This is a genomic window from Mesorhizobium sp. PAMC28654 (assembly GCF_020616515.1).
In the GTDB taxonomy this organism is placed as follows: domain Bacteria; phylum Pseudomonadota; class Alphaproteobacteria; order Rhizobiales; family Rhizobiaceae; genus Mesorhizobium.
The window spans coordinates 1,320,890-1,347,121 of sequence record NZ_CP085135.1 but is presented as its reverse complement, the minus strand read 5'-3'; the positions used below and the strand labels follow the sequence as shown (position 1 = coordinate 1,347,121).

The 26,232-nt window shown below is 61.4% G+C and carries 28 protein-coding genes, 1 tRNA gene and 1 pseudogene; 17 read left to right on the top strand and 13 right to left on the bottom strand.

Annotated elements, in window-relative coordinates; translation table 11 throughout:
• Positions 1–35 precede the first annotated feature (35 nt).
• The 4 genes from LGH82_RS06880 to LGH82_RS06865 form a co-directional block, all read right to left on the bottom strand.
• A complete protein-coding gene (locus LGH82_RS06880; RefSeq protein ID WP_227347811.1) occupies positions 36–275 on the bottom strand; it encodes a DUF2188 domain-containing protein in 240 nt (79 codons plus the stop codon).
• 26 nt (positions 276–301) lie between these two features.
• On the bottom strand, positions 302–577 hold the full coding sequence (locus LGH82_RS06875; RefSeq protein WP_227347810.1) for a DUF982 domain-containing protein: 276 nt from the start codon (positions 575–577) through the stop codon (positions 302–304).
• Positions 578–640: 63 nt separating this feature from the next.
• On the bottom strand, positions 641–958 hold the full coding sequence (locus LGH82_RS06870; RefSeq protein ID WP_227347809.1) for an SH3 domain-containing protein: 318 nt from the start codon (positions 956–958) through the stop codon (positions 641–643).
• Between the two features lie 131 nt (positions 959–1,089).
• The gene (locus LGH82_RS06865) at positions 1,090–2,193 is read right to left on the bottom strand and encodes an NADH:flavin oxidoreductase/NADH oxidase (RefSeq protein ID WP_227347808.1); all 1,104 of its coding nucleotides are present in this window, start codon (positions 2,191–2,193) and stop codon (positions 1,090–1,092) included.
• 159 nt (positions 2,194–2,352) lie between these two features.
• Between LGH82_RS06865 and LGH82_RS06860 the strand changes: the two genes are divergently transcribed.
• Both LGH82_RS06860 and LGH82_RS06855 read left to right on the top strand, forming a co-directional pair.
• On the top strand, positions 2,353–2,931 hold the full coding sequence (locus LGH82_RS06860; RefSeq protein ID WP_227347807.1) for an NUDIX domain-containing protein: 579 nt from the start codon (positions 2,353–2,355) through the stop codon (positions 2,929–2,931).
• Between the two features lie 325 nt (positions 2,932–3,256).
• Entirely contained in the window at positions 3,257–3,574 is a 318-nt protein-coding gene (locus LGH82_RS06855) for a hypothetical protein (protein ID WP_227347806.1), read from the top strand.
• A gap of 61 nt (positions 3,575–3,635) precedes the next feature.
• Here LGH82_RS06855 and LGH82_RS06850 read toward each other — a convergent pair whose 3' ends face one another.
• The 3 genes from LGH82_RS06850 to LGH82_RS06840 all read right to left on the bottom strand — a co-directional run bounded on the left by LGH82_RS06850 (position 3,636) and on the right by LGH82_RS06840 (position 8,344).
• Positions 3,636–6,296: an autotransporter domain-containing protein gene (locus LGH82_RS06850; protein ID WP_227349506.1), complete on the bottom strand. Its 2,661-nt coding sequence runs from the start codon at positions 6,294–6,296 to the stop codon at positions 3,636–3,638.
• 199 nt (positions 6,297–6,495) lie between these two features.
• A protein-coding gene (locus tag LGH82_RS06845) for an IS630 family transposase (RefSeq protein WP_227343924.1) occupies positions 6,496–7,448 on the bottom strand; the annotation gives its coding sequence in 2 pieces (ribosomal slippage) (positions 6,496–7,104 and positions 7,107–7,448; 951 coding nt in all).
• A 176-nt stretch (positions 7,449–7,624) separates the two neighbouring features.
• A complete protein-coding gene (locus tag LGH82_RS06840) occupies positions 7,625–8,344 on the bottom strand; it encodes a helix-turn-helix transcriptional regulator (RefSeq protein WP_227347805.1) in 720 nt (239 codons plus the stop codon).
• Positions 8,345–8,513: 169 nt separating this feature from the next.
• Between LGH82_RS06840 and LGH82_RS06835 the strand changes: the two genes are divergently transcribed.
• Positions 8,514–8,599 (top strand) — tRNA-Leu (locus LGH82_RS06835).
• A gap of 107 nt (positions 8,600–8,706) precedes the next feature.
• Here the strand turns inward: LGH82_RS06835 and LGH82_RS06830 are convergent.
• Positions 8,707–9,606 (bottom strand): LysR substrate-binding domain-containing protein, encoded by a 900-nt coding sequence (locus tag LGH82_RS06830; RefSeq protein WP_227347804.1) that lies wholly within the window; start codon positions 9,604–9,606, stop codon positions 8,707–8,709.
• A gap of 106 nt (positions 9,607–9,712) precedes the next feature.
• Here LGH82_RS06830 and LGH82_RS06825 point away from each other — a divergent pair, with 106 nt between their 5' ends.
• From LGH82_RS06825 to LGH82_RS06810, 4 genes and pseudogenes are all read left to right on the top strand, one after another.
• Entirely contained in the window at positions 9,713–10,408 is a 696-nt protein-coding gene (locus tag LGH82_RS06825; RefSeq protein ID WP_227347803.1) for a cysteine hydrolase family protein, read from the top strand.
• Between the two features lie 23 nt (positions 10,409–10,431).
• Positions 10,432–10,698, top strand: a pseudogene (locus LGH82_RS06820) (GYD domain-containing protein); the annotation flags it as partial.
• A gap of 52 nt (positions 10,699–10,750) precedes the next feature.
• Positions 10,751–11,578: a transporter substrate-binding domain-containing protein gene (locus LGH82_RS06815; RefSeq protein ID WP_227347802.1), complete on the top strand. Its 828-nt coding sequence runs from the start codon at positions 10,751–10,753 to the stop codon at positions 11,576–11,578.
• 20 nt (positions 11,579–11,598) lie between these two features.
• Positions 11,599–12,357 carry an amino acid ABC transporter permease gene (locus LGH82_RS06810; RefSeq protein WP_227347801.1) on the top strand — a complete coding sequence of 253 codons (759 nt, stop codon included), beginning with the start codon at positions 11,599–11,601 and terminating at the stop codon, positions 12,355–12,357.
• Here the strand turns inward: LGH82_RS06810 and LGH82_RS06805 are convergent.
• On the bottom strand, positions 12,345–13,007 hold the full coding sequence (locus tag LGH82_RS06805) for an outer membrane protein (RefSeq protein WP_227347800.1): 663 nt from the start codon (positions 13,005–13,007) through the stop codon (positions 12,345–12,347). The two genes, LGH82_RS06810 and LGH82_RS06805, sit on opposite strands and share 13 nt — an antisense overlap.
• A gap of 258 nt (positions 13,008–13,265) precedes the next feature.
• On the opposite strand from LGH82_RS06805, the gene LGH82_RS06800 reads away from it, so the two are divergent.
• The 4 genes from LGH82_RS06800 to LGH82_RS06785 all read left to right on the top strand — a co-directional run bounded on the left by LGH82_RS06800 (position 13,266) and on the right by LGH82_RS06785 (position 17,518).
• The gene (locus tag LGH82_RS06800) at positions 13,266–13,589 is read left to right on the top strand and encodes a SecDF P1 head subdomain-containing protein (protein WP_227347799.1); all 324 of its coding nucleotides are present in this window, start codon (positions 13,266–13,268) and stop codon (positions 13,587–13,589) included.
• A 115-nt stretch (positions 13,590–13,704) separates the two neighbouring features.
• Positions 13,705–15,522, top strand: coding sequence for an adenine deaminase (gene ade, locus LGH82_RS06795; RefSeq protein WP_227347798.1), 1,818 nt, complete (start codon positions 13,705–13,707; stop codon positions 15,520–15,522).
• 204 nt (positions 15,523–15,726) lie between these two features.
• A complete protein-coding gene (locus LGH82_RS06790; RefSeq protein WP_227347797.1) occupies positions 15,727–16,902 on the top strand; it encodes an FAD-dependent monooxygenase in 1,176 nt (391 codons plus the stop codon).
• 16 nt (positions 16,903–16,918) lie between these two features.
• A complete protein-coding gene (locus LGH82_RS06785; protein ID WP_227347796.1) occupies positions 16,919–17,518 on the top strand; it encodes a TetR/AcrR family transcriptional regulator in 600 nt (199 codons plus the stop codon).
• 86 nt (positions 17,519–17,604) lie between these two features.
• Here the strand turns inward: LGH82_RS06785 and LGH82_RS06780 are convergent, their stop codons facing one another.
• Together LGH82_RS06780 and LGH82_RS06775 are read right to left on the bottom strand one after the other, a co-directional pair.
• Entirely contained in the window at positions 17,605–18,762 is a 1,158-nt protein-coding gene (locus tag LGH82_RS06780) for an alpha/beta hydrolase (RefSeq protein ID WP_227347795.1), read from the bottom strand.
• A 144-nt stretch (positions 18,763–18,906) separates the two neighbouring features.
• Positions 18,907–19,980 (bottom strand): alpha/beta hydrolase, encoded by a 1,074-nt coding sequence (locus LGH82_RS06775; protein WP_227347794.1) that lies wholly within the window; start codon positions 19,978–19,980, stop codon positions 18,907–18,909.
• 471 nt (positions 19,981–20,451) lie between these two features.
• Between LGH82_RS06775 and LGH82_RS06770 the strand changes: the two genes are divergently transcribed.
• The 3 genes from LGH82_RS06770 (at position 20,452) to LGH82_RS06760 (ending at position 23,147) form a co-directional block, all read left to right on the top strand.
• Positions 20,452–21,243, top strand: a complete 792-nt coding sequence (locus LGH82_RS06770; RefSeq protein WP_227347793.1) for a hypothetical protein — start codon at positions 20,452–20,454, stop codon at positions 21,241–21,243.
• 90 nt (positions 21,244–21,333) lie between these two features.
• The gene (ilvA, locus tag LGH82_RS06765) at positions 21,334–22,587 is read left to right on the top strand and encodes a threonine ammonia-lyase IlvA (RefSeq protein WP_227347792.1); all 1,254 of its coding nucleotides are present in this window, start codon (positions 21,334–21,336) and stop codon (positions 22,585–22,587) included.
• Positions 22,584–23,147, top strand: a complete 564-nt coding sequence (locus LGH82_RS06760) for a DUF1697 domain-containing protein (RefSeq protein ID WP_227347791.1) — start codon at positions 22,584–22,586, stop codon at positions 23,145–23,147. Before ilvA ends, LGH82_RS06760 begins: the two co-directional genes overlap by 4 nt.
• A gap of 11 nt (positions 23,148–23,158) precedes the next feature.
• Here LGH82_RS06760 and LGH82_RS06755 read toward each other — a convergent pair whose 3' ends face one another.
• A complete protein-coding gene (locus LGH82_RS06755) occupies positions 23,159–23,452 on the bottom strand; it encodes a DUF2218 domain-containing protein (protein WP_227347790.1) in 294 nt (97 codons plus the stop codon).
• A gap of 122 nt (positions 23,453–23,574) precedes the next feature.
• Entirely contained in the window at positions 23,575–24,015 is a 441-nt protein-coding gene (gloA, locus tag LGH82_RS06750; RefSeq protein ID WP_227347789.1) for a lactoylglutathione lyase, read from the bottom strand.
• Between the two features lie 239 nt (positions 24,016–24,254).
• Between gloA and LGH82_RS06745 the strand changes: the two genes are divergently transcribed.
• The 3 genes from LGH82_RS06745 to LGH82_RS06735 are packed head-to-tail and all read left to right on the top strand — an operon-like array spanning position 24,255 to position 26,150.
• A complete protein-coding gene (locus LGH82_RS06745; protein WP_227347788.1) occupies positions 24,255–24,827 on the top strand; it encodes a cold-shock protein in 573 nt (190 codons plus the stop codon).
• A 25-nt stretch (positions 24,828–24,852) separates the two neighbouring features.
• Positions 24,853–25,371: a DUF192 domain-containing protein gene (locus tag LGH82_RS06740; protein ID WP_227347787.1), complete on the top strand. Its 519-nt coding sequence runs from the start codon at positions 24,853–24,855 to the stop codon at positions 25,369–25,371.
• Between the two features lie 11 nt (positions 25,372–25,382).
• Positions 25,383–26,150 (top strand): alpha/beta fold hydrolase, encoded by a 768-nt coding sequence (locus LGH82_RS06735; RefSeq protein WP_227347786.1) that lies wholly within the window; start codon positions 25,383–25,385, stop codon positions 26,148–26,150.
• Positions 26,151–26,232 lie beyond the last annotated feature (82 nt).

Genomic DNA, 26,232 nt, shown 5'->3' with positions numbered 1-26,232 from the left:
GGCTCGTGGCCTAAATGAGCGGGGCTGCGATCAGATCAATCTGAAACTTCGGTCTGCGGCCGGTCCCGGCCGTCAGCCAACTCGTCGTGCCATTTCCCCTCGGCATCCTCGTACTGGATGCCGTCTGTCGCGCCTGCAACCTGCTGTTCGGCCGAAGCGATTTCGGCGGCACGCAAGGCGTCCTGATGGCTGGGAAAAGTTTCCGAAAACGTCGAGCCGACCTTGTAAGCCCAGCCGCCATCATGCTCGACGATCTTGTAAGTCAGCTTCGCCATGGAATCCTCCGGTTGAAAACGCCTGCTCAATGCAGCTTTCCGTCTGGCAGTCTGTCGTCGGGCACCAGCACTTCCGATTCCTTGGCGGCTTCGATCAGCGCCCGACGCGCATCCGCTGTTGAACGATAACCTTCCAGCACTTTGAGGCAAGTGTCGAGGGCCTCGCGATGGCGACGGCCGAGATTGAGCGGCCAAACAGTCATCAGGCACTCGGCCGCTTCGCGAGTGTTGCTGATATGGCGGTATTTGCCGACGTGGCCGAGTTCGACGACGACAGGCGTTTCAAAGGGTTTGTTGTCCATGGCCGCAAACGCAAAGCAGCCAATTTGGTTGCAATCGTGTCTTTCGGCCTGCGCCCAAACGTCTCAGTAGCCACAATCATTATAGAGCCAGCGGGCATTCGCCCAGCCGGAAATGCCGCCGATTTCGACCCGATACCAGTTGCCGCTGCGGTCGAGGATTTCGGTGTGATCGCCATTGAAAAGCTGGCCGACCATGCGCGATGACGAATTCGGTTGCGTCCGCACCGCCAGGAAGCCGCTTCCCGTCGCCAGGTTATAGCGACCGGACAGGCCGTGCACCGTGCCGTCGCAATATTGCGCGCCGGCCGGGGCCGGCGCACCGAAAGAAAGCCCGGCCGCAAGAGCTGCGACCGCACCCATGTAGGTTGCCCTGGAAGACATGTTGCCTGCTCCAAATCCGGCCGCGTCGGACACGGCCTTGCCCTGTGGAACAATTCACGGGCTGGATTAAAGCGAAGCCGTTGCGGACTGTCCAGCGGCGTGAAGAGCCAGCCGGTAAAAAGGCTGGGGCGTCACCCCGCCGCCTTCATCCAATGCTGCATCGTCGTCACTGATCGGGCGAGCTGCGGCGCCGGATGGATCTTTTCGCTGAACGTGGCTGCGGCGCGCCATCCCCAGCGCGGGTCGGCAAGGAAGGCGCGCGCCAGCGCCACCATGTCGGCGCGGCCCTCGGCGATGATCGCCTCGGCCTGCTTGGGATCGTCGATCAGGCCGACGGCGCGTGTCGGGATGTCCGCTCCATTGCGCACGGCTTCCGCCAGATGCACCTGATAGCCCGGACCGGTCGGCAGCTTCTGCAGTGGCGAGTTGCCGCCGCTGGAGCAGCAGAGATAAGCGACGCCTTCCGCCTTCAGCGCCTTGGCCACCTCGATCGCGTCCTCGACATCGAAGCCGCCATCGACCCAGTCCTTTACCGACAGGCGGGCCCCAAGCATCAGCTTCGGGGCTGCCTTCTTCACCGCCTTGGCGATCTCGACGGCAAACCGCATGCGGTTTTCCAGTGAGCCGCCCCAGCGGTCGGCGCGCCGGTTGGACAGCGGCGACAGGAACTGGAAGATGAGATAGCCATGCGCCGCGTGCAATTCGATGAAATCGAAGCCGGCGCGCTCGGCCCTCCCCGCGGCATCGGCGAAGTGCTGGATGACCTGAAGGATCTCGTCGTCCTCGAGTGCACGCGGTACCTGCCAGCCCGTATCGTAAGCAATGCCCGAGGCGGACACGACCGGCCACGGATCCTGATCGGGCCTGAGCGGGCCGCCACCTTCCCACGGTCTCTGGGTGGAGGCCTTGCGGCCGGCATGCGCAAGCTGCGTGCCGAACTTGGTACCGGGCGCGGCAACGCGTTTGGCGGCATCCAATGCGCGCTTGGCGGCAGCCTCGTTATCCTCGGAATAGAGGCCGAGGCAGCCATGCGAAATGCGGCCACGCCGCTCGACATTGGTCATCTCGACCGTGACCATGCCGGCGCCGGACATGGCGAGATTCATCCAGTGGTAAAGGTGCCAGTCGCTGGCGGAGCCGTCCTCGGCTGAATATTGGCACATCGGCGCCACGGCGATGCGGTTGGGAAAGGTCAGGCCGTCAAGCGTGATCGGCTGGAAAAGCGATGCGGTCATCAAGGAAACTCCGGGAGGGGGTAGACAGCTATCTAGGCAATCGATCCCTTAGGCGCCAGACACGAGGCGGTGAAACGATTGATCTGGACCAATCGCCGGCTGGATTGCAAGCGCACCGGTTCGCGGTTACGCCTGGCAAACGACAGCTTGGAGATCACGATGGAAGATCGCATTCGCATCCGTTCGGAGGAGATACTTTCCGACGACTGGGCGGTTCTGAAAAAGACCGTGCTCGACTATCGCCGGCGTGACGGGCAGTGGGAGACACAGATCCGCCAGACCTACGACCGCGGCGACGGCGCGGTGATCCTGCCCTATGACCCCGCGCGCTCGACGGTACTTCTGGTGCGGCAGTTCCGCTATCCGGCCTATGTCACCGGCCACCGCGAGCCGCTGATCGAGGCATGCGCGGGCCTGCTTGACGAAAACGATCCGGAGACCTGCATCCGCAAGGAAGCGGAAGAGGAACTCGGCTACCGGCTGAAGGACGTGGAGCGGTTGTTCGCGCCCTATATGAGCCCCGGCAGCGTGACTGAGCGGCTCTGGTTTTTCATCGCGCGGTATTCGCCGGCCGACCGTATCTCGGCGGGTGGCGGTGCGCCGGAAGAGGGCGAGGACATCGAGGTGCTGGAAATGTCGCTCGATGAAGCTTTGGCCGGGATTTCCAACGGCCGCATCATCGATGCAAAAACCATCATCCTTATCCAGTACCTGAAGCTCAACCCAATTCGGGTTTGACCGGCACCTGTCCCCGGCGCAAGCAATCCAGCAGTGGCTGTGCCAGGCTTGGCATACTTTAGCTGTCGCTTGACAAGGCGGACGTGCTTGCGGCTACTGTCGGAGGTCGAACGGGCAGGGGGAAGCGATGAGGCTTATTTGTTTGGTCCTGGCTGTGTCGGCGCTTTCTTGCCTCGGGCCAACAGCGTCTGCCGAAACACAGACCAGGTGGAAGCCGTTTCAACCGTCCGGCGACGGATATCGCATTGAATTCCCCGGCGTGCCCGCAGTCAAAAGGGATACCTTGCCGAGCCGCGTCGGTCCCGCGCCCCACGTAGAGGCCGACTTGACCACCAAGGGCTTTTCATACTCCGTCGAACTGACGACCTATGCGTCGCCATCCGATCCAGAAGCCGTGCTCGATCTGATGGCCACCTTCGCCGCCAAGGCGGGAAAAGTGCGCTCGCAGACGCGATTGAAAGTCGGCGACGATCCGGCCCGCCGCTTCGATATCGAAATCCCTGGCGGCAAGTTCATTGCAACTATGTTGGTGGTGACGGACGGTACGCACGTCTACCAGGTATTATGCACCTCCTCACGCGGGCAGGAAAACTCCGCCAGTGTCAAGCACTTCACGAATTCCTTCGCGCTGGTGCAGCAGTAACCCGCCCGTTCGGAATGCGGGCCGATGAGGCGCTCAGCAGCCTGGTGTCGCGACCTCTCGGTCAAAACGACAGACCAAACTTGGCCTTGAAGCCGTTGTCATGGACATCCGCACCGAACTGACCGGCATAGGAGAGGCCAAGCGTTGCATTCGAGGCGAGACGCACGTCCATTCCCAGTTCGACGAGAGCGGCATCCCTCACGATCGGCGCGCCGGCGATGGTGAAGGCATCACCGCCGGTAAGGGCCAAGGTGGAGAGCGGCGTGACGTCGCCAAAGGCGTGCCGCCAGCCAAGCATGCCGCGCGCCGTCGCCTCGACGCCGCCCATCGTGAAACCGCTGGAAATCCTGACGCCGAGCGTGGTGAAGGTGGCGTCGGTGCTCGAGCTTGCGCTGGTCAGCGCCGCGGTGCCGCCCTTTTCGACAAAGCCATCAGTGTGCAGATTGACGTAGGCAAGATTGACGAAAGGTTCGAAGCCGAAGGGCCCTGCATCGCCCTTGTAGGCGAGTTCGCCGAAGGCCTGTGCCGTGCCGGCATCGTAATCCGCTGACAGTTGATCGGTGAAGCCGCTGAACGAAACCGAGCGCGAGGTGGAAATGCGGTGCCAGGCATAGGCAGCACCGGTGCGAAAAGCGATTGCGCCCCAGTTTGTCCCGCCATAAAGGCCGAGATGATAATTGTCGCTGTCGCCGGACGAACGACGGTCGTCGACATCGAAACTCGAGCGGCTGTAGCCGCCGGCCACGCCGAGCCGCCAGGCGCCGGCCATGCCATCCGCGCCCATCAGCAGGCCTGCGGTCGAGCGATCGAGAGCGGCGGCGTTGCCGTCACTGTCATGGCTGGCCCACGAGCCTAAGCCCTGGCTCCAGACCCCAAAGCGGTCAGTGTCGGCGGTAGCCATTTGCGGGCCGCCTTCGCCATAGGCCATCACAGGAACGGAGGTCGAGGCAATGCCGCCGAAGGCGGCGTCAAGACGACTGACGATGGCATCCCGGACGAAATGGCTGTCGTCCAGCAGGCCGCCCTTGATCGAGGCGTGAATTTCCCCCGAGAGCTGGTCGAATGCGCTGCGTGCGCCATTGATGTCGAGCAGTGCGACAGTTTCGTAGATCGGGGTGCCGAAGCCGAGGGATTCGACGCCGCCGCCCGCCGAGCGCTGGTTGGGCGTGCCGCCAATGGCGCCGAAGTCGATGCTGTTGCGCACCAGGGTGAGATAGACGTTGTTGGCTCCGTAGGTGAGGGTTGGATTGAGGAATGCGAAATTGCTGGTGACGCCATCAAATGTGCCGCTGCGCCCTTCAGCGGCAGTCAAGATGGTATACATCGTGCTCGGCGCATAGGTGCCGGAGCCGGCTTGAACCGCCACCGTGCCGCCGTTCAGCGTCGCCGTGCCGGAGACGTCAAGCGCCGCATTGGTCGCTGGCGTGAGGCCGATCGCCAGGGTCGAGCCGGCCTGGCTGGTGAAGCTGCCGGTGACGGCCAGTGCCCCGGATGACACGCGCACCGTGCCGGAATTCGTGACCGCGCCGACAAGCGTCCCGTTGCCGGTCAACGTTCCGCCCGACCGCACCGTGATCGTCGGACTGGTGAGTATTCCCGCGACGGTCAACGTACCGGATTGAACCTCCGAGCTCGTCGCGAAGGTGCCCGCGTCATTGAGGGTCCAGGCGGTGCCCTGCATCGACAGCGTCTCGAATGCGAGGAACTTGGCAGCGCTTTCGGTGCCGGTGCCGAGCAGCACAAGACTGTCCACCCCGGTTCCGCCCTGGACGACGCCGTTCAGCACCGAGCCGGTGTCCAGATTGAGCGTGCGCGCGTAATTGCCGGAGAAATTGATGGCGCGCACCGCGCCGGAAATCGTTCCGCTGTTTGTTACCATACCGCCCCGCGCCAGGTACAAGCCGTCGCTCGATGCCGACCGGATCGTACCGGTGTTGATGAAGGTGCCGCCGCCCGTGGCTTCCACCGCCCGGGCGCTCGTGCTTGAGCCCGTCGATTCGATGATCCCGTCGTTGGTCAAGGTGAGTGGTGCGCTAAAACTGGCGTACACGCCGTTGAAGGTGGCGCTGATATGCCCCGTTGCGTTGTTGGTCACCGTGCTCGCCCCGCCCTGAACCAGGACGCCCGTGGCATAGCTTGATCCGGTGTTCGTGATGGTGCCGGAGTTGATTACGGTTCGCGACGTGCCCTGACCGACTGACACCGCGTTGCTACCGTTGTTGGCAGAGATGGTGCCGCCCGCCAGGTTGGTCACGGTGCCGCCGAAAAGCAGGGTGACAAGATCGCCGCTTGTTCCGGTCTGGGTGATGGTTCCGGCATTGGTGACTGTTCCCGGACCTGCCGAAGCAGTGCCGATCCTGATGGCACTGTGGCCCGAACTGATCGTCGCGCCCGCCTTGTTGTCGACGCTGCCGCCGCCGGTCATCCAGATCGAGTTGCCGTTTGCGTTACTGGTGATCAAGCCGAAATTGGTGACCGACGAGCCATTGACGGAAAGCGAAACGGTATTGGCCAAGGAAGACGAGATGGAACCGTTGTTCGTCAGGCCCCACGCACTTGTTGTCGCGTAGATCGACGAACTGCCGGAGACGTTGGTCACGGTGAGGCCTGGCCCGACCTCGGCTGTACTGCCGGCTTGGGTGTCGAGATTGATGCCGGTTCCGACATTGGCGGTTACGTTCACATCGGCGGCGCGCGCGCCGCCCGACATTGCCAAGGGCATGAGCGCCACTGTCGCGAGCCACGCCGCTCGGCGCAAAGCGGTCAAAGCTTTCCCATCCGCCCGGCGAGGGCGGTCACAAATCCTGCTCTTCAACTTGTAAAGCCCCGTTGCCTCTGGCCGTTTGATCGGCGCGATTCAGACCCGCAATGAGACAACGCTAAAACAGATCGTGCTGCAGCGCACCTAGAGCAGAATCTGATCATTCCGGCTCATATCCTGTTGCGGCGAAGTAGTTGGCGCACTCGGTTGGTGTGAAGCAAGGCAGTGCGGCGCTGATGGTATCCCACAATTCCGCGACGGTTCGTGCGGCGGCTTTGCGTAGAATCGATTTCAGCTTGGAAAAGGCGTTCTCGATCGGGTTGAAGTCGGGGGAATAGGGCGGGAGGAACATCATCCTTGCGCCGGTTGCTTCGATCGCCACACGGGCGGCTGCGCTTTTGTGCGCCGGCAGGTTGTCGAGGATCACGACATCGTCGGGCCGCAGCGTCGGCACGAGAACCTGCTCGACATAGGCGACAAACCATTCGCCAGTCATCGGGCCGTCCAGGACCATTGGCGCGGTCATGCCAGTGAGGCGCAGGGCGCCGGTGAACGTCGTCGTCTTCCAATGGCCATGCGGGATTGGCGATCGGCACCGCATCCCGCGCTTCGTGCGCCCCCGCAGTCGAGCCATCTTTGTCGAGGCTCCGGTCTCGTCGATGAAGACCAGATGCTCGGGATCAAGATCGGGCTGGGCGTCGAACCAGGCGTTTCGTCGCGCCGCCACGTCTGGCCGCTCCTGCTCGCTGGCGTGCGCCGTTTTTTTTTTTTGAAGGTCATGGAGTGACGATCGAGAAACCGCCAGATCGTGCTCGTCGCAAACGACGCGCCATGCTCCTGTCGCAGCAACTCGGCGAGTTCGACCAGCGTGATGTCCACCCGCCTCTCGATCGCCGCCAGGATGATGTCGCGATACGCTTCAACGCGGTGGGACCGCCTGTCGCCGCCCTGCGGCTTTGCGCAGGTGGCTCCGGTCTCGCGCCATTCCCGGACCCAACGCACCGAGCTTGCCGCCGCCACGCCAAATCGCGCCGCTGCCGCCCGTCGCGACAGGCCGCCATCAACCGCTGCGACCACCCGAGCCCGCAAATCTTCCGATAAGGATTTCGCCATGCCATGCCGGCCTCCGAATCCAGCAGATATGCTGAATCAGATTTCCAATCCCAACGAAACCCCTATCGATTCTATCCGCTCGGATTTTGCTCTAACTGAAAAGATAGGGTGGAGAACGCGACGTGGTGGCGATCGTCTTGAGCAAAAGAACGGGATGGCGGGTCGGGGGGACGGCCCTAAACCGTGCCTGCAAGCACAAGCAGGGCCACGGCTTCGCTGCGGCTGCGGGTACCGGCTTTCTTCTTGACCTGCTCCACATGGTAATGCGCGGTGGCGGTGGCGATACCGAGGATGATGCCGATTTCCGCATCGGTCTTGCCAGCGGTTACCCAGCGCATGCATTCCGCCTCGCGGGGTGTCAGGTGGATTGGGGGACGTGTGCTCTCGCCAAGACCGATGGATGCATGGGCGCGCTCGTGCACCGCAAGCGCCATCGTGTGCAGCAGCGCGCGTTCGGTCGTGCTCATGGAAACCGAGTTCAGCGATGCAAGTGAGACAAGCCCTTGGTAGCCTGCCGGCCCGTGGATGGGGATGCCCATCACTTCGGACCATCCATAAGCCTTGCCCGCCTCCAGCACCACCCGGCCTTCCACCGTAAAGCTGCGCGCATCCCCTATCTCGCTCCACAGGAATGGCGTCATGCGCCGGCGCGTCTCGATGATCATCGGGTCGATCTCAAAAAAGCCATTTGCCAGATAGAGTTCGAGCCAGTCCCTTGGCCAATTGTTGAAGTAGAAGCGATGTACCCGCGTGCCGCCGACACCGACCCAGGCGCCGCCGGCGGATACCTCGAAGCCGAAGAGGGTGATGACCTCCAGAAAACGCTCGATCACCTTGGCGGCGTCGGCCTCTTCCGCGCAAAAATCGAGAAACCGCAGCCCCGCAGCCTGCCTCATCCGTCGCCCCCTTTTTCCCAATTTTTCAATAGTCGCAGGAAATCGCCCGAGATCAACCGCTTGCCACCGGATATCAGGATCTGGTGACGGTTGAGGCGTTGCATGGCAAACATCGGACTGCAGATGAAGGCTTGACGGCCTTTGTTTGGCATCTGAAAAGGACTGGCCTGCGGACGTGGCGGAATTGGTAGACGCAAGGGACTTAAAATCCCTCGATCTCTGATCGTACGGGTTCGATTCCCGTCGTCCGCACCATGCTGATTTTGCTTCTCATTCCGCGCATTGGGCGAGGAAGGCTCAAATCACATTGTTGCACGCCATCGTGCTTTGGCGCCCAAGACGAGTGTCGAACGCCTCCGGTCTCAAAGTCGCTGCGGCAATCTTGAACGGTCTATGATCCACTCCGTCATCCGCACGATCCGCGGATCGGTAGCGCGACTTTCGGCGCAGACGCAATAATAGCTCCGCGACGCCTCGATTGCCGTTTCGAACGGCCTGACCAGCCGCCCGGAATGAAGATATTCGGAAGCAAGGAAATCGCTGACCAGAGCCAGCCCGCGCCCTTCCAGAGCTGCGGTCATCGCCATCATCAAGGTGCCGAAATGCGCATTGCGCGAGGTGACTTGCGACACATTCGCGGCCGTCAGCCACCGCAGCCATTCGCTGCCGTCATCCTCATGCAGGAGCCAGTGCTCCGTCAGGTCGCGCGGTGATCTCAACGATGGCGAGGCATTCAGCAGTTTCGGGCTGCAGACGGGTCGCAGGACCACATTCGCCATCAGGCTCCAGGAAAAGCCTTTCCAGGGCGGCGAACCATAGACGATCGCGATGTCGGTCGAGCGCCAGTCGATCTGGCTGAAATCAACCGCGGGGACCATTCGGAAGGATGTAAGGCCCGCGACCTGGGCAAAGTCGAACATCTGGGTCGTGAACCATGAAACCGCCAGAGCCGGCGGCACGGCGATCGTGATGGATCGAGGTCCCGCTGATGGATCAGGCCTGGCAATTTCATCGACGCAGGTGTCGATCTCGGAAAAGGCTATCGCCGCAGAGCGTTGCAATGTCTTTCCAGATTCCGTTAGTCGCAGACGCCGTCCATCCCTGACGAACAGGGCGACGCCAAGGCTGTCCTGAAGGTTGCGCAACTGCTGGCTTACCGCACCGGGTGTAACATTCAATTCGATCGCCGCCGCGCGCACGGAACCAACCCGAGCAACCGCCTCGAAGACGCGAAGATAGGCCAGGCCGTGTGGGTGCTTCATCTTGATTGTTTAGCTGTGCTAATTCCAAACCGTATAAATCATTTGGTTTGTCGAAACAATTGGTGTGTCCTAGCTTCGGCATCGAACAACAAGCGGAGGCGCCCCAATGACAGGAACAAAATGGATCAGGTCGCGGCCTTTCGATTATCCCTACGATGGGAACCTCGATCCCAAGGTGACGGCGCTTCTCGTCATCGACCTTCAGGTCGACTTCCTGTCGTCCGACGGCTATTTCGCCCGGAAGGGCTATGATCCCGCGCCGCTGCGGGCGATCCTGACGACGGTCAATGCCCTGATCGATACCGCCCGGGCGGCGGGCTGTCTGATCCTGCATACAAGGCAGGGATATCGCGCGGATATGGCCGATATGACGCCTTACGAGCGCTGGCGTCGCAAACGTGCGGGGCTCGAGGGAACCCGGGTCCTTTTGCGCTCATCGCCAGGGTTTGAGATCGTCCCGGAAATCACCATCCACGCCGACGATGTCATCATCGACAAGACCGCGAACGGCGCATTTACCCATACCGATCTCGATCATGTCTTGCGGGCGAGGGGAATAACGCATCTGCTTTTCAGTGGCTGCACGACGGACGTTTGCGTCAGCACGACGATGCGCGAGGCGGCGGACAGGAACTATCAGTGCCTGCTCATCGAGGACGCCTGCGCCAGCGGTGACCAATATGCCCATGACGCCGCCGTTCACATGGTCACCGTAGAGGACGGCATCTACGGCGTTGTCTCAAGGGCGGAGGACGTGATCGCGGGCCTGCGCGCACTGGACGCGCCCTCGGCCAACAGCTGATCGAAACCAACCGGACTGGTGCAATGCCATATTTCATTTCTCTGATGCGTCTCACGCAGCGGGGGCTCGACGAGATTGCCAACTCTCCGGAGCGCGCTCGGGTCAGTCGTGAACGTGTCGAAACACTCGGCGGGCGCAGCGTCGCCCTCTATTCCACAATGGGTGCCTACGATTTCGTGCAGGTTTTCGAGATGCCGAGTGAGGCGGCGATGATGCAATACCTGCTCGTCGCCCGCCAGGACGGTCATGTCGATCCAGTCGTGCTGCGCGCATTCGATGCCCAGGAGTGGAGCTCGATTGTCGAGCATCAATCAAAAGCTGAACCGCAAGGGAGAAATTGCCATGAGACGAATGACGCTACGTGCCTGCCACATCGCTTCTCTGTTGGGCGCGATGCTGCTCAGCCAAACCGCTCTTGCGGGGACAGGTGCGCCCTCGTTTATACGCGACGGACACCTCACCGTGTGCACCTCGGCCGGCTTTCCACCATTCACCTACATGGACAAGCCAACCGACACGCGGCCCGTGGGCGTCGACATCGACGTCGCCGACGCGCTCGCCAAACTCTGGGGCGCCGACATCACATTCGTTGTCTCGGGCTTTGACGGGCTTCTGCCGTCATTGCAGGCAAGCCGTTGCTCGCTCGTTATCAGCGGCATTTATCTCAACGAAAAGCGCCGGCAATCCTATGATGGAGTGCCCTATCTGAAATCGTCGACGGTGATCGTCACTGCCGCGACGAACGATGCGATCAAGACCCCCGACGACCTTGCCGGCAAGTCGCTGGCGATCGAGGCCGGGACGTCCTATGCCGATACGCCGGACGAATTGAACAAGAAATTCAAGACGGACGGCAAGCCACCCGTCACCTTCCAGACCTATGAATCGCAGGTTGCCGCCACCCAGCAGGTCATGATCGGGCGAGCCGATGCGACGCTGACGGAGGCGGCTGAAGCCGGCGTTCGCGCCAAACAGACGGGTGACAAGATCAAGGTCGTGTACACCTATCCGTCCGAGTTCCAGTTCGGCATCTACATCCAGAAATCGCCGGAAGACCTGGCCTTGCTCAGGTCAGCGCTGAAGGCGCTCAAGCAGCAGGGAACGTTTGGCGAGATATCGAAGAAGTACAATTTTCCCGAGTCCGGCTTTGACGTAGACTTTGGTTCGTAGGCAAGAAGCGCGGGGCCGACGTGCTTTTTGACCCAACCATTTTTCTTGAAGCTCTCATCAGCCCCGCCCTGATCCAGGGCGCTCTGACAACGATTGGCCTGTCGATCTGCGTGCAGGTGACGGCGTTCGCGCTCTGTCTGCCGGTGGCGATCGGCTTGAGCTCCAAGCGCGCTTCGGTTCGTTGGATCCTGTTGGCCTATGTCTGGCTGTTCAGAAGCGCGCCCATGATCCTGGTGCTGTTATTCATCAGGAACGGCTTGCCGCAGATGTTTCCGATGTTCCGCTCATCGTGGTTCACGCCGTTTCTGGCTGCCTATATCGGCATGACCCTGGTCGGCGTGGCCTACAATGCGGAAATCATGCGCGCCGCGCTTGGGTCTTTGGGAGCCGGTCAGAGGGAGGCGGCGGCAGCACTGGGACTCACCAGATTCCAGGCTTTTCGCCTGGTCGTCTTGCCTCAGGCCATGCGCATCGCCTTACCGTCCCTGATGAATGAATTCATTTCCCTGCTGAAATCGACGTCGCTGGCATACACGATCTCGCTGCGGGAACTGATGACGACAACCTCCCTGTCCATATCGGCGAGCTTCCGGTTCACCGAATGGTACGCCTGCGCGTTCCTCTATTACCTGGTCATGGTTTCCATCCTGACACTCGCGCAAGGCTGGATCGAGCGTCGAATGTCCGCTCCCTATTCTCGGAAGAGCAACGATCGGAATTCCGGCTTGCAACCCGCTCGCACCGCACCGGCACCGAACGGAAGCGCTCAGAACTTGTAGTTCAGATTGATGCCGACGGTATTCAGCTTCACGTCCTGATCGCGATCCGAAAAGCTGTTGTTTCCATCATAATGATCGGAGCCGAAATCATAGTAGCGGTACTGTGCGCCGACAGTGAATTTGTCCGTCAGGGCATAATCGACGCCGGCGCCGATCGTCCAGCCGGTATTCGTGCGGGTCCGTGCAAAATCCGAACCTGAATCTTGGGTGGTTTCGATGCCGGCGAAGGCAACGCCGCCAGTGCCGTAGACCAGGTAGCGGTCCATGGCATAGCCGGCCTTTGCATTGATCGACCCGAACCATTGGATGTTGGTGCCGAATGAATTTCCCGGGGCTTGGTTGGCGGAACCGTTGATCCCGGAATAGTTGAGGTCCGCCTCGCCGCCGATCACGAACTGGTTGAATTGCCATAGGCCGGCAACCTGGCCGCCGATGAATCCGCCGCTCAGATCGGGTGAGGAAAACGGTGTGCCGTCTGTTCCTGCTATATCGGATCTGCCCCAGCCATATCCCGCCTGCAGACCGGCATAGTAGCCGGTCCAGTCGAAGCCTGGCGCGGTCATCGGCAGGTCGACCGTCGGATCGGCTGCGAAAGCCGGTCCGGCCAAGACGACAAGGAAACCCGCACTTGCAAGCCTTAGGCGACGCATCGAACTCCCCGAACGTCGATTCAGAAAGATCCGTGCGTTCAGAATACCCCCATTCGTGGGAAAACGGAATCAGATTTCCGTGCGGTCGATTTCCCGTGGTTTGCGCGAATCCGAGATGAGCTCTTTTGCCCGGACCGCTCGCTATCCATTGCCGACGCAATCTTGGTATGCAAAGTCAGAACCGTGGATGAGGTATTTCGATGCGCCCACGTCGCTGGATCACCGCAATCGCGATCATGCTGATCCGGCAAAGTGGCGATGGCCGACCCTCTGACGCTTGCCATGGCCAAGGCGAAATTGGTCCCCGGTACAGTGTCGGGACAGTCCCTCAGCCTTGAGCTGACACCGGAAAGCAAGCAGGCGTTCGCCGCCTTCACCACCGCCAATGTCGGCAAGGTCGTCGATCTCAGCATCGACGGCGCCGTGGTGATGTCGCCACGGCTCATGGAGCCGATCACTGGCGGTGAGATCATGGTCAGCGGCACATTCGTACCGGGCGAACTCGAGCGGATCGTCGAAAAGATCTCGTCCGGGGATGTCAGCGTTACGGTCTATGTGAAAGCCGAGCAGCCGAGCGATTGAAACAGCCATTGCCTGGAAATCGATACGCCGTTGCCGGGTTGGTTGATGCCGGTCGCTGCCTCTGGCTACGCAGGCCGACATTTGCGAGACTGCCTGTAACCGAGGGAATCGCCTGATGCCGACCGCAAAGACCCCCAATGCCGCCAAACCAAGACCGTGGACCGAGATGGCGACGCATCTGGTGGATGTCGCGATGGGGCGCAAGCCCGCCGATCTCGTCATCCGTAACGGGCGCTGGGTGAACGTTCATTCGGGCGAGATCATCGCCGGCACCGATATCGCCATTGCCGGCGGGCGCTTCGCCTATTGCGGACCGAATGCCAGCCACGCCATCGGGCAGGGCACCAAGGTGGTGGATGCCGGCGGACGTTATCTGGTGCCGGGCCTGTGCGACGCGCACATGCATGTCGAAAGCGGCATGGTGACGGTGACGGAATTCTGCCGCGCCGTGATCCCGCACGGCACCACCTCGATGTTCATCGATCCGCATGAGATCGCCAATGTGCTGGGCCTGCCGGGCGTTCGCCTGATGCATGACGAAGCCGTGGCCATGCCCATCAACGTGCACGTGCAGATGCCGTCCTGCGTGCCCTCGGCGCCGGGGCTCGAACATGCCGGTGCCGAGCTGACGGTCGCCGATGTGGCGGAAGCGATGACTTGGGAAAACATCATCGGTCTTGGTGAGGTGATGAATTTCCCCGGCGTCGCCGCCAATGACCCGGTGATGTCCGGCGAGATCGCCGAGACGGTGAAAGCGGGCAAGACGGTCGGCGGCCACTATGCCTCGCGCGACCTCGGCCTGCCGTTCCATGGCTATGTCGCCGGCGGGCCGGAGGACGATCATGAGGGCACGCGCGCCGAGGACGCGATTGCCCGTGTCCGCCAGGGCATGAAGGCGATGCTGCGGCTGGGCTCGGCCTGGTACGACGTTGCCTCGCAGATCAAGGCGGTGACGGAAAGCGGCATCGATCCACGCAATTTCATCCTGTGCACCGACGACAGCCATTCCGGCACGCTGGTTCACGAAGGCCACATGGACCGGGTGGTGCGGCACGCCATTCAGCAGGGGCTGAAGCCGGTGACGGCGATCCAGATGGCGACGCTCAACACCGCCCAGCATTTCAAGCTCGAGCGTGAACTGGGCTCGATCGCACCAGGGCGGCTGGCCGATCTGCTGATCGTCTCCGATCTGGCCGGGATGACCATCGACGAGGTCTATGGGCGCGGCGTCAGGCTGGCCAAGGGCGGCAAGCTGGAAGCCGACATTCCGGCCTACAATTATCCGAAGACGGCGAAGAACACGGTCAAGCTCGGCAAGAAACTCAAGGCCTTGGATTTCGACATTGTGGCGCCCAAGGGCGCCAACGAGGTGCGGGTGCGTGTCATCGGCGTGATCGAGAACCAGGCGCCGACGCGGGCGCTGGAGGCCGATCTGCCAGTGGAGGACGGATTGGTCGCCATGGACCGGCGCAACGATGTCTGCCAGATCGCGCTGGTCGAACGCCACAGGGGCACGGGCGGCGTCACCAATGCCTTTGTCTCGGGTTTCGGCTATATGGGCGATTGTGCCATGGCGTCCAGCGTGGCGCATGACAGCCACCACATCATCGTCGTCGGCACCAACAAGCAGGACATGGCGCTGGCGGTCAACCGGCTGGGCGAGGTCGGCGGTGGCGTTGTTTTGTTCTCCAAGGGCAAGGAACTGGCGCTGGTCGAAATGCCGATCGCCGGCTTGATGTCGGACGAACGCGCCGAGATCGTCGCCGCGAAGGCGGAAAAGCTGACGGAGGCGATGCGCAAGATGGGCTGTTCGCTGAACAACGCATACATGCAGCACTCGCTGCTGGCGCTGGTCGTCATTCCCGAGCTCAGGATTTCCGATGTCGGTCTGATCGATGTGACGACCTTCCAGAAGGTCGACCTGTTCGTCTAACCAATCCGTCTGCTCAAACCGAAATCATTCCAAGCCTCGCTCGCGGATGGCGAGCGCGTTCGCGCCGCCGCCGAGCGGTCGCGATGGCGTCTTGGAGCATCCAAAAATAATACATTGACTCCAAATTTATAGCAACATTACAATTACCTGAAGCTGCCGGATGCAAAGTCCGAAACTCAGGAGAAAGGCATAGCTAGCCGCACGGTGTTGATTTCGGGAGCCGGAATTGCCGGGCCGACACTGGCCTATTGGCTGGCCCGGCATGGGTTCTCACCCACGGTTGTTGAACGCTCGGGCGCCGTCCGGTCCAGCGGGAGTCCCGTGGACGTCAGGGGGCCGGCGCTCGAAGTCGCGCTTCGGATGAACATCATGCCGCGCATTCGTGAGGCCGGCACCGATGTTGCCTATCTGAGCTTCGTCGACGCGCGGGGCAAGCGTGTCGGCAGGATCAACATGCGGGCTCTGCGACAGGCAGCCGGCAGCCAGGAGGTAGAACTGCCGCGTGGTGATTTGGCATCCATTCTCTACGAGGCAAGCCGGAGCGCCGCCGAATTTCTGTTCAACAATGCCATTGCCGGTATCAGCCAGGACGAACACGGCGTTGACGTCACGTTCGAGAATGGACCGCCGCGTCGTTTCGACCTGGTGATTGGCGCTGACGGGCTGCACTCCGCGGTTCGCCGCTTGGCCTTCGGGCCGGAGTCCGATTTCGTTGATCATATGGGGCTCTATATCGCCACTTTGCACCTGGACAGTGCCGAACGCGGGAACGAAGTGGTCGTCTACAACACGCCCGGAACAGCCATCTCCATCCACCCGTCGACGGGTCATGCGCTCGTGGCTTTCCTGTTCCACAGTCCAGCGGAGCCGGGCTTCGATCACCGCGATATCGCGCGGCACAAACGGATCCTGGAGGCGAGGTTCGCGCACGGCTCCTGGCGAACACGGGAACTCATCGATCGCGTGCGTGCCGCCGACGATCTCTACTTCGACTCCGTCAGCCAGGTGCATCTCGATCAGTGGTGGCGCGGCCGTGTCGTCCTCCTCGGTGACGCGGCCTCTAGCCTGTCACTCTTCGGCGAAGGTTCGACGCTGGCCATGGCTGGTGCATTCACGCTTGCCGAGGAACTCGCTGCAAATCCGGGCGATCATCGAACGGCATTTCGAAATTACGAAGCGAGGCACCGGATTCTCGTGGCGCCGAAGCAGCGTGGCAGTTGGCAGGCGGCCGCCTTGCTTGTTCCCAGGACCCGGTTAGGGATTTCAGCTCGAAACCTCGCCACGAGGCTCTGGCCCCTGGGGGCTGCCGCGGCGTGGCTGCTTGTCTCTCCTCATGATAGACGCCATATAGACCTCCATGCCCAACAGCACCGCCAATAGACCATTGCAGGATGGCTTGCGCGAGCGAAAGAAGCGCGCGACCCGGGTGGCGATCCAACGCGCCGCCCTCGCGCTGTTTCTTGCCAAGGGATACGACGAAACGACGACCGAGGAGATCGCGCGCGCCGCCGACGTGTCGCCGAGCACGCTCTTCAACTACTTCCCGACGAAGGAAGCGTTGGTTGCCGACGACTACGACCCGCTCTTCATCAATCTTCTGGAAACGCGGCCTCTCGACGAGCCCATGTTCACCTCGATCCGCAAGGCGCTGGAAGCCGGATTGGCGCAGGTTGTTGCCGAGGATCATGAGTTTCTCCTCACTCGCGCCAGGCTTGCCTTCAAGGTGCCCGCCTTGCGGGCCGCCGCCGCGCTGGACAGGGAACGAAGCGAACTGCTGCTTCGAGCGATCCTGACGCGGCGCGCGGGGGGGGCGGAAGGCAGTTTTGAAATCAAGGTCGTCAGCGCCTTGGTGGTCAGCGCCATGACGACGGCGATGGAGGCGTGGTTTGACGCCGACGGAAAATCCGAACTGATGGAACTCGTGGGTCGTGCGCTGGAGATCACTGAATTTGGTGCGGCTTCCGTAACACCTGCCAAACCAAGCCTCGGGCAATAAGCCTCGATGCTCCCGGTCGAGGCGCCGAAACTCAGGGTCGGGAGCGCAGCCCCTACAAGCACCAGCTTGTGCCGTCTGACGCTCGTTCAGCCCCCGGTGGCGATAGTCAACACCTTGAATGGCGTGGTGATGACGATCTCGGCCACGGAGCCAACGGCCTTTCCAAGGCCCTGACCAAGGTCACTAAGCTGCCCAGGCGGTGTCTCGTCCGAAGCCAGGCCGGCCGGCGCGCGCAGGCGGTCGCCAAGCAATTGCACCAGGAACGGGTTGTCGGCGAACTTGGCGTGGTTCAACTGGTCGCCACCCTTGGTCTTGGTCAGATCCACCACCGACACGCCGTAGCTGGCGAGGTCCGCCGCGTTGCCGTAGTCGCCGACACGGGGCTTGTCGCCGGAGATGAAGGAGGAGAGCTTGAGGGCGCGATCGTCGCCTGAGAGCAGGATGGCGAAGGGCTTGCTGGGCTTGCCGTAACGGATCATCTGTTTCTTGAACACGTCGACGTCGATGTCTGGCGACGCCAGGATGACATAGCCGAGTTTGCCGCCAAGATCGCGATCGCCGGTGATTGCGAGCTGGCGCAGCGCCTCCATCGTCACCCAGTTTCCCATCGAATGGGCGATGATGTCGATGCTCTTGACCTTGGTCTTGGCAAGCATGCGCAGCGTCGCTTCGAGGTCGTCGCGTGCGGCGGTGGCGCTATCCTTGTCATAGAGGTAGCCGGTTGTCTTGGCGCTTGAAGCCCACGAGAACAGCACCGGCGTGCCCGGATACTTGGTGTCGTGCACAATCTGCGTCAGCCGGTAGATGCCGTCATCGAAGCCGTTGTTGAAGCCGTGCACGAAAACCAGTGCGCGATCGCCGCGCATGGCGATATCGGCGCCGACCGCCTTAGCGAATTGCGGCGCGTTCTCGTAGTAAGCGACATCCTTTGCGGTGAAGTCCTTGGCCGGATTGCTGTTCGCCGATCCCTTTGCCCTTTCGATCGCGCCGATCTGATGGGTCTTGGGTACATTCACGTCGACACGGGCGTAGCTGGTGGTCAGGGAGCGATCGCCGTCGAAGACCTGTCGAGGGTCCTTTGTGGCCCGTTGCCGGGTGGTGGCGACGAATATCTCATGCGTCGCCGCTATGTCCGAGGCAGGAACCGCGATCGTCGTCTTGTTGAGAAGGTCATGCGTGTTCTGACCGGCGCAGCCTGTGAGAAGCAACGCGAAGGCGACGATGAGAAAGCTCTTCGAACGCACGGTTACACAGTCCCCGTAAGCAACGCCAAGCTCGTGACGTCCATGGGTATGTCGATAAAGACAGTGTCCGGCCCGGTCCAGTTCAAAGTGTTCCGATGGTGCGGCAATCGTGAACATGACCGCCGAAAGCCATCGGAAAGCATCCTATTGTCCAAGCAGGCTGATGCGGTCGGTAACATCGCGGTCGCTGGCAAAGCCGTCATCCTCGCGAAGCCGCTGGCCGATCATCTTCACCATGGCCGGATTATCGGCGAACTTGTTGTGGTTGAAGCTATCCGCTCCCTTGAGTTTCGACAGATCGACGACCGTCACGCCGTAGGTGGCGAGGTCGGCGGCGTCTTTGTAATCGCCGACGCGCGGCCGTGAGCCGGCGAGCAGTCCGGAGATACGCAGCGCCCGGTCATCGTCGGACAGAAGCAGGATGAACGGCTTGTCCGGCTTTCCGTAGCGGCGCATCTGGCTTTTGAACACGTCGACGTCGATGTCGGGCGAGGCCAGCACCACGTCGCCCAGTTTGCCGCCGAGATCGCGGTCGCCGGTGATGGCCAACTGGCGCAGCGTTTCCATGGTGACCCAGGTCCCGAGCGAATGCGCGACGATGTCGATGCGTCGCGCGCCGGACTGTTCCAGCATCCTCAACGTGACTTCCAACTGGTCACGCGCGGCACTCGCGCTCTCCTTGTCGTAAACATAGTCAGTTGTCCGGGCGCCCGATGCCCAAGAAAACAGCACCGGTGTGCCAGGATAGCCAGAATCATGCACGATCTGGGTCAGGCGATAGACGGCGGCATCGAAGCCGGTGTTGTAGCCATGCACGAAAACCATGACCCGACCGCCACGCGCCGCGATGTCGGCGTTGAGCGCGCTGGAGAATTTCGGCTGTGTGTCGTAGCCGACGACCTCCGAGGCCATGAAGTACTTGGCCGGGTCATTCGACTTGCCGCGCGAACGCCGCTCGATCTGGCCGGTCTGGTGGACGCCGGGGACGGTGACGTTGACGCGGGCGTAGTTCAGCGTCGCCGAGCGCTCGCCGTCGAAAACCTTGTTGGGATCATCGGACTTCTTGCGCGTCGTGGCGATGAAGATGCTGTGGTTGCCGGCAATCTCCGTCACCGGCGTCGCGACGACGGCGCTGCCGAGAATTTCCTGGGTTTGCCGACCGGCACAGCCGGCAATCAGCAAGGCAAGGGCAATGATGCAAATCTTCTTGAAAGGCACGTCTGAGATTCCACTCCGGCCATAAGGCCTCCGCGACACCCCCCGGACAGGTAGAGTGCGGCAGAAGTAAGTCGTTTGCGGTTCAAATGCGGTCAGCGTCGGGCGACCGCCATGGCAGTGTTGCGCGAAAGCCCAAAGGACGGCGGGAACCCTGGGATGCTTGAGAAGGGCATCGCCGTCGGTTTACCGATTTCCGGCAGCGATATGGATGACGGCCGATGCTACGGGCATGAAGAAACACCTCCAAGTGCTTGCCGGGATTCTGGGAATGTCCTTTGCTGGAACCGCCGGACAATGGCTTCGGCAGGCCGGGTATGCAATAGGGCAGGCGCCAGATGTTGGGGGTCGGACCCTGGCGATCGGGCTCTGGATCGTGCAAGGCACGGATCGGCGGGGCTTCGAAAATGGCGCCTTGCTGAAGACAGGAAGTCATTGATGGGAATCGGGTGGTTCAGGCGTACGCGGCAGGCATTGGGCGCGCGCGACTGTTCGGTGCGGTTATCCAAGCTGGACAACAGCTCGCTGCTTGGCGTCACATGCACCGGCAAGACAGATGGCGGCGGGGCTCAAGTTCAGGCCGTCATGTCGGCAATCCTGTTTTCGCGCGCCACGGGGGTTCCGTATTTCCACACGCCGTTCAAATCGGTCATGCATGGTGATGATCCGGCGCTTTTCGCTCGCCAGTGGGAAACATCGTTCAAGCTCGGAATTGGTTCCCCTGGCGTGCCAGAGGGCGTTCCCATCATCAACGGTGAGGCCTTCTGCAAAGGGTATCGCGGTGCGCCCGTCGTGGTCGAGCAGCGACATTTCCATGCTTTCGCTGACGAGAACCCCGATCTCTACCGCGGCGTTGTCGATGAGTTTCGCGCGCGGCTCGCCTTGCCGCCACGGTCATTTGCATTGCCCACCATCGCCGTTCATGTCAGGCGTGGCGATGTCGTCGGCGTGCCCGCCTATGCCGAACGTTTAACCGACAACGATGTCATCGCCCGGCGCATCGAAACAGCGCTGCGCGATTATCCGGATCATCGTGTTCGTGTCTTCTCGCAAGGCGTGGAATCGGACTTCCAGCCATTGCCTGACATCTGCGAATTCGAGCTCAACTCGGATGTTTTCGCTACAATCTCGGGATTGATCCAGGCGGATTGCCTTATCATGGCCAAGAGTTCGCTGAGCTATGTCGCCGGGCTGTTGTCCAAGGGCAGGGTGTATTACGAACCTTTCTGGCACAAGCCGCTGTCATCCTGGCGGGCGCCGCGTTAATCCCGTAACCCGGTAGCGCCATGGCAACCAGCTTGTTCGGCGCACAGGATACGGGCCAGCAAACGAGATCCGCTCCGAGGTGATTTTCCGATGAACAGTTTCTCTTCCCGCGTCGCTGTCGCTACCGCTGCGATACGCCAGATCTTTCCGGAAACCCCGCTGCAGGAGAACGACTATCTGTCGAAGAAAACTGGCGCACGCATCCTCCTGAAGCGTGAGGATCTGTCGCCGGTGCGATCCTACAAGATTCGCGGCGCCTTCAATTTCTTCCGCAAGGCGCTTGCCGCCGGCAACGATGCGGAGCTGTTCGTCTGCGCTTCCGCCGGCAATCATGCCCAGGGTTTTGCCTTCGTCTGCCGCCATTTTGGCAAGAAGGGGGTTGTGTTCATGCCGGTGACGACGCCGCAGCAGAAAATCGACAAGACGCGTCTGTTCGGCGGCGAGTTCGTCGAAATCAAACTGGTTGGCGACTTTTTCGACGAATGCTACCGGGCCGCCTTCGAGTTCACCGAAAGTGCCGGCGCGCATATGGTGCCGCCTTTCGACCATAAGGACATCATCGAAGGGCAGGCGACCGTCGCCTACGAAATCGCCGCGCAGTTGGGCGCGCGGATGCCCGACATCGTCATGCTGCCGGTCGGCGGCGGCGGCCTGGCAGCCGGCGTAACGCACTATTTCGCCGATCAGGGCCGCGAAACACGTTTTGTTTTCTGTGAACCCGCCGGCGCGCCGAGCCTGAGCGAGAGCCTGTCCGCCGGCAAGCGCCTCAAGCTCGCCAAGGTTGATAACTTCGTCGACGGCGCGGCCGTGGCCGAGATCGGCCGCGAGCCGTTGCGCTACCTCAAGGATTTTCCGACCGATACGGTGCGTCTGATCCCGGAAAACCGGCTCTGCGCGACGATGATCGAGATGCTCAACATCGAGGGCGTGGTTCTGGAACCGGCCGGCGCGCTGGCGATCGACGCACTAAAGGATTTTTCCCGGAAGGAGATCAGGGGCAAGACCATCGTTGCGGTAGTCTCCGGCGGGAATTTCGATTTCGAGCGGCTGCCCGATGTCAAGGAGAGGGCGCTGCGCTTCGAAGGGCTGAAGAAGTATTTCATCATCCGCTTTCCGCAGCGACCGGGCGCGCTACGCGATTTCCTCGAACTGCTCGGACCCGACGACGATATCGCGCGCTTCGAATATCTGAAGAAGTCGGCGCGCAATTTCGGCTCGGTGCTGATCGGCATCGAAACCAAGGACCGCCGGAATTTTGACTTGCTCAGGGCGAATTTCGAAGCCGAGGGCGTCCAGTATCAGGACATCACCGACAATGAGACGCTGGCTGGGTTCATCATATGAGCGACAAGACAGGGAAGATCTTCATCGCGCTGTTTTCCGGCATCAATGTCGGCGGCAACCGCATCGTCAAGATGGCCGAGCTGAGGGCCTTTTTCGAGGATCTCGGCTTCAGCGATGTCGCCACCTATGTACAGAGCGGCAACGCTGTGTCCCGGTCCGCGCAGGGCGATGCGGCCGCGCTGACCAGCCAGTTGGCGGCGGCCTTCGAGAAGAAATGGGGATTTCACTCGCGCATCATGGTTCGCGACGCGGACTGGTTCGAGCGACTGGTCGAGCAAAACCCGTATCCGGAGGTTGCGGAGGAGCCGACCAAGCTCCACGCCTACGTATTGGAGCGGGAGCCGACCGTCGAGGAGACGGCTCGGCTGTTGGAGAAATGCACGGGTCCCGAACAATTCGAGATCAAGGGTGACGTGCTCTATCTGCATGCCCCCGACGGGCTCGGAAAGTCCGTGTTTGCCGGACTGATCCCGCGCACGCTGAAAGTGCCCGGCACCGCGCGCAACTGGCGTTCGGTGCTGGCATTGCTGGAGATGGCCGGCAAGACCGGTAGCAACTGACTTCGATATGTTTACGCCGCGGGCGGGCGGTTCCAGTCGAACACCAGCTCTTCGCGGAAAGCGAAGCGCTTGATGTGGTCGGCAACGACAGTTTCCAGCCGTTCGATCGAGCCGGCTTCTTCCGTCGTCACCACGATGTGGAGGGTCGTCGCGTCCGCGTCCATCACGGTGCGTCCCATCGACAGATCGATAACGCCATGGCTTGGGTCGAACTCGACCGGAAATTTGTGCGCCCAGTGCTTGCAGAGCTGCTGCAGATAGCGGCTCGCATGTTCGGTGGCGACGTTGGCACGGCTGGTCTGCATGGTTGGTTCTCCTGGCACCGGCAGAGAGGCGGGCGCGATATCCGGACAGATAGGCATGATCTGGCGAAGCGCCAGACTGGCGGACGGCATCGGCAGCCATCCGCCTTGCGCTACGGGATCGGTTACCAGCTTCCCGTATTCGCCATAGAGGCCCACGGCTCGGCCTTGGGCTTGGCCGGACCTTTCTGCAGAAGCTCGATCGAGATGCCATCCGGCGACTTGATGAACGCCATGTTGCCGTCGCGTGGCGGGCGGTTGATGGTGACGCCCTTGTCCATCAGGTTCTGGCAGGTGGCGTAGATGTCGTCGACCTCATAGGCGAGGTGGCCAAAATTCCGGCCACCCTTGTAGTCTTCGGCATCCCAATTGTAGGTCAGTTCGACCAGCGGCGCCTTGTCGGCGATGCCGCTCTGCTCGTCTTCTGAGGCCGCGAGGAAGATCAGCGTGAAACGACCCTGTTCATTTTCGTAACGGCGCACTTCCTTCAGGCCAAGCTTGGCACAGTAGAAGTCGAGCGAGGCATCGATATCGGCGATGCGAACCATGGTGTGCAGATAGCGCATGTGATTTTCCTCGAGAATGTTGTGTCGCGGCGGAACATACGGCCGGCCCCCTCAAAGGGCAATCGCCAACAGTTGAAGGCGCCGGCAAACAACAAATCCGGTATTGCCGTAATGAACCGTGAAAAAAGGCACGGCAGGTCTTGCACACACCGGAAGCCGCGGTGTTAATCTGATGTCAAGAATCAGTTGCGGTGTTCTTCAAAAAAGGGGGCATTCTTATGGGGGAAAAGGCCTCTTTCATGGGGCGGGACGGGACCCTCGGCGACGCCTTGAAGCAGGATGAAGGCGGCGATGCCGATCTCGTTGAAGTTGCCGGTGCCATCAAATGGTTCGATGTGGCCAAGGGCTACGGTTTCATCCTTCCCGATGGCGGCTCGTCGGGCGATATTCTCCTCCATGTGACATGTCTTCGAAAGGACGGCTTCCAGACCGCGCTGGAAGGCGCGCGCGTCGTCTGCCTCGTCAAGCATGGCGACCGTGGCTTACAGGCTTTCCGTGTTCTTTCCATGGATGCCTCCACGGCGATCCATCCAGCGGAAATGCAGGAACAGCGTACCCATGTGTCGGTCACGCCGGAGAGTGGCCTTGAGCGCGCCCTGGTGAAATGGTTCAACCGCACCAAGGGGTTCGGCTTCCTGACACGGGGCGAGGGCACCGAGGACATTTTCGTCCATATGGAAACGTTGCGCCGCTACGGCATCACCGAGTTGCGTCCGGGGCAGGTTGTACTGGTTCGGTTCGGGCGCGGCGACAAGGGCCTTATGGCTGCCGAAATTCACCCCGATATGGGTACCTTGTCGGTTTCGCATTAGGACGATTTCCGGCCGAGGATCTTGAATGGCTCACAGGAACTGGCTGACGGCCGGCGCGCTCGGCGCCGCGATTGCAGTGGTCATCGCCACCAGCGCTTTCTTCTATTCACAGGAATCGAGTTCGGCCGACGGCAAGGCGATGATCCTTCCCGTCGACCCTGCGCCACTGGTCGCCGTAACCAAAGGCGGTGAACGATCGTTCTCCATCGAAGTTGCCGATACCGAGGCCGAGCGCGAGGCCGGTTTGATGTTTCGTACCGACATGGACGACGATCATGGCATGCTGTTCGTGTTCGACGCGTCGCGGGAGGTCAACTTCTGGATGAAGAACACGCCGATGCCGCTCGACCTCGTCTTTGTCGGCGAGGACGGCAGGATCCAGGCGATCAAACGGGGGGAGCCGCAGTCGGAAGCGATCATCTCACCCGGCGCGCCGGTCCGCTTCGTGCTGGAGCTCAAGGCGGGAACCGCCGCCAAGGATGGCATCGCGGATGGCGATCTGTTGCGCCATCCGAAAATCGGCGCGAATGCCGGCTCTGACTGAACGTTTGGCCGATGCAATTTTTCTCCCATGACGGTTTCGACCTTGCTTACCTTGATCGCCAGCCGGCGTCGGGCAGCGGCGATCCGGTTTTGATGATCCATGGCTTTGCCTCCAGCCACTACGTCAACTGGGTGTCGCCTGGTTGGTTCAAGACGCTGAACGATGCGGGCTACCGCGCCATCGCCTTTGACAATCGCGGCCATGGCTCGTCTTCGAAAAGCTACGTCGAGGCCGACTACACGCCTGCAAAAATGGCTTCCGACGGGGCAGCCTTGCTGGACCACCTGGGCATCGAACGGGCGCATGTCATGGGCTATTCGATGGGCGCGCGCATATCGGCATTCCTGGCGCTTTCCGATCCTGAAAAGGTGGCGACGCTGGTCTTCGGCGGTCTCGGCATCGGCATGGTCGATGGCGTCGGCGATTGGGATCCGATAGCCGCGGCCCTTCTTGCCGATGATCCGGGTTCCGTCAGCCATCCGCGCGGACGTTCGTTCCGCGCCTTTGCCGACCAGACCCGCAGCGACCGCCTGGCGCTGGCCGCTTGTATCGCCACCTCGCGGGAATTGCTCAGCGAGGACGATCTCGCGCGTATCGCCCAGCCGACGCTGGTCGCTGTCGGGACGACGGATGATATTGGCGGCTCGCCGGATGAACTCGCGGCATTGATGCCGAACGCCCGCGCTTTTCATATCGAGGGCCGCGACCATATGCTGGCGGTCGGGGACAAGTCCTTCAAGCAGCGCGTGCTTGAGTTCTACGCCGAAAATCCGCTTTGAACGGCGCGGCGCTGGTTCATCTCCCGTCGCCTGTGTGGAGATGCGGCACCGGCCTGGGAGACTTTTCCTGACCGAAGCTTCT

Bases quoted from the DNA above. Each gene is read 5' to 3' on its own strand.
- LGH82_RS06880 (WP_227347811.1), bottom strand. From the start codon at position 275: ATGGCGAAGCTGACTTACAAGATCGTCGAGCATGATGGCGGCTGGGCT.
- LGH82_RS06875 (WP_227347810.1), bottom strand. From the start codon at position 577: ATGGACAACAAACCCTTTGAAACGCCTGTCGTCGTCGAACTCGGCCAC.
- LGH82_RS06870 (WP_227347809.1), bottom strand. From the start codon at position 958: ATGTCTTCCAGGGCAACCTACATGGGTGCGGTCGCAGCTCTTGCGGCC.
- LGH82_RS06865 (WP_227347808.1), bottom strand. From the start codon at position 2,193: ATGACCGCATCGCTTTTCCAGCCGATCACGCTTGACGGCCTGACCTTT.
- LGH82_RS06860 (WP_227347807.1), top strand. From the start codon at position 2,353: ATGGAAGATCGCATTCGCATCCGTTCGGAGGAGATACTTTCCGACGAC.
- LGH82_RS06850 (WP_227349506.1), bottom strand. From the start codon at position 6,296: ATGCCCTTGGCAATGTCGGGCGGCGCGCGCGCCGCCGATGTGAACGTA.
- LGH82_RS06840 (WP_227347805.1), bottom strand. From the start codon at position 8,344: ATGAGGCAGGCTGCGGGGCTGCGGTTTCTCGATTTTTGCGCGGAAGAG.
- LGH82_RS06830 (WP_227347804.1), bottom strand. From the start codon at position 9,606: ATGAAGCACCCACACGGCCTGGCCTATCTTCGCGTCTTCGAGGCGGTT.
- LGH82_RS06825 (WP_227347803.1), top strand. From the start codon at position 9,713: ATGACAGGAACAAAATGGATCAGGTCGCGGCCTTTCGATTATCCCTAC.
- LGH82_RS06815 (WP_227347802.1), top strand. From the start codon at position 10,751: ATGAGACGAATGACGCTACGTGCCTGCCACATCGCTTCTCTGTTGGGC.
- LGH82_RS06805 (WP_227347800.1), bottom strand. From the start codon at position 13,007: ATGCGTCGCCTAAGGCTTGCAAGTGCGGGTTTCCTTGTCGTCTTGGCC.
- LGH82_RS06800 (WP_227347799.1), top strand. From the start codon at position 13,266: ATGGCCGACCCTCTGACGCTTGCCATGGCCAAGGCGAAATTGGTCCCC.
- ade (WP_227347798.1), top strand. From the start codon at position 13,705: ATGCCGACCGCAAAGACCCCCAATGCCGCCAAACCAAGACCGTGGACC.
- ilvA (WP_227347792.1), top strand. From the start codon at position 21,334: ATGAACAGTTTCTCTTCCCGCGTCGCTGTCGCTACCGCTGCGATACGC.
- LGH82_RS06760 (WP_227347791.1), top strand. From the start codon at position 22,584: ATGAGCGACAAGACAGGGAAGATCTTCATCGCGCTGTTTTCCGGCATC.
- LGH82_RS06755 (WP_227347790.1), bottom strand. From the start codon at position 23,452: ATGCAGACCAGCCGTGCCAACGTCGCCACCGAACATGCGAGCCGCTAT.
- gloA (WP_227347789.1), bottom strand. From the start codon at position 24,015: ATGCGCTATCTGCACACCATGGTTCGCATCGCCGATATCGATGCCTCG.
- LGH82_RS06745 (WP_227347788.1), top strand. From the start codon at position 24,255: ATGGGGCGGGACGGGACCCTCGGCGACGCCTTGAAGCAGGATGAAGGC.
- LGH82_RS06740 (WP_227347787.1), top strand. From the start codon at position 24,853: ATGGCTCACAGGAACTGGCTGACGGCCGGCGCGCTCGGCGCCGCGATT.
- LGH82_RS06735 (WP_227347786.1), top strand. From the start codon at position 25,383: ATGCAATTTTTCTCCCATGACGGTTTCGACCTTGCTTACCTTGATCGC.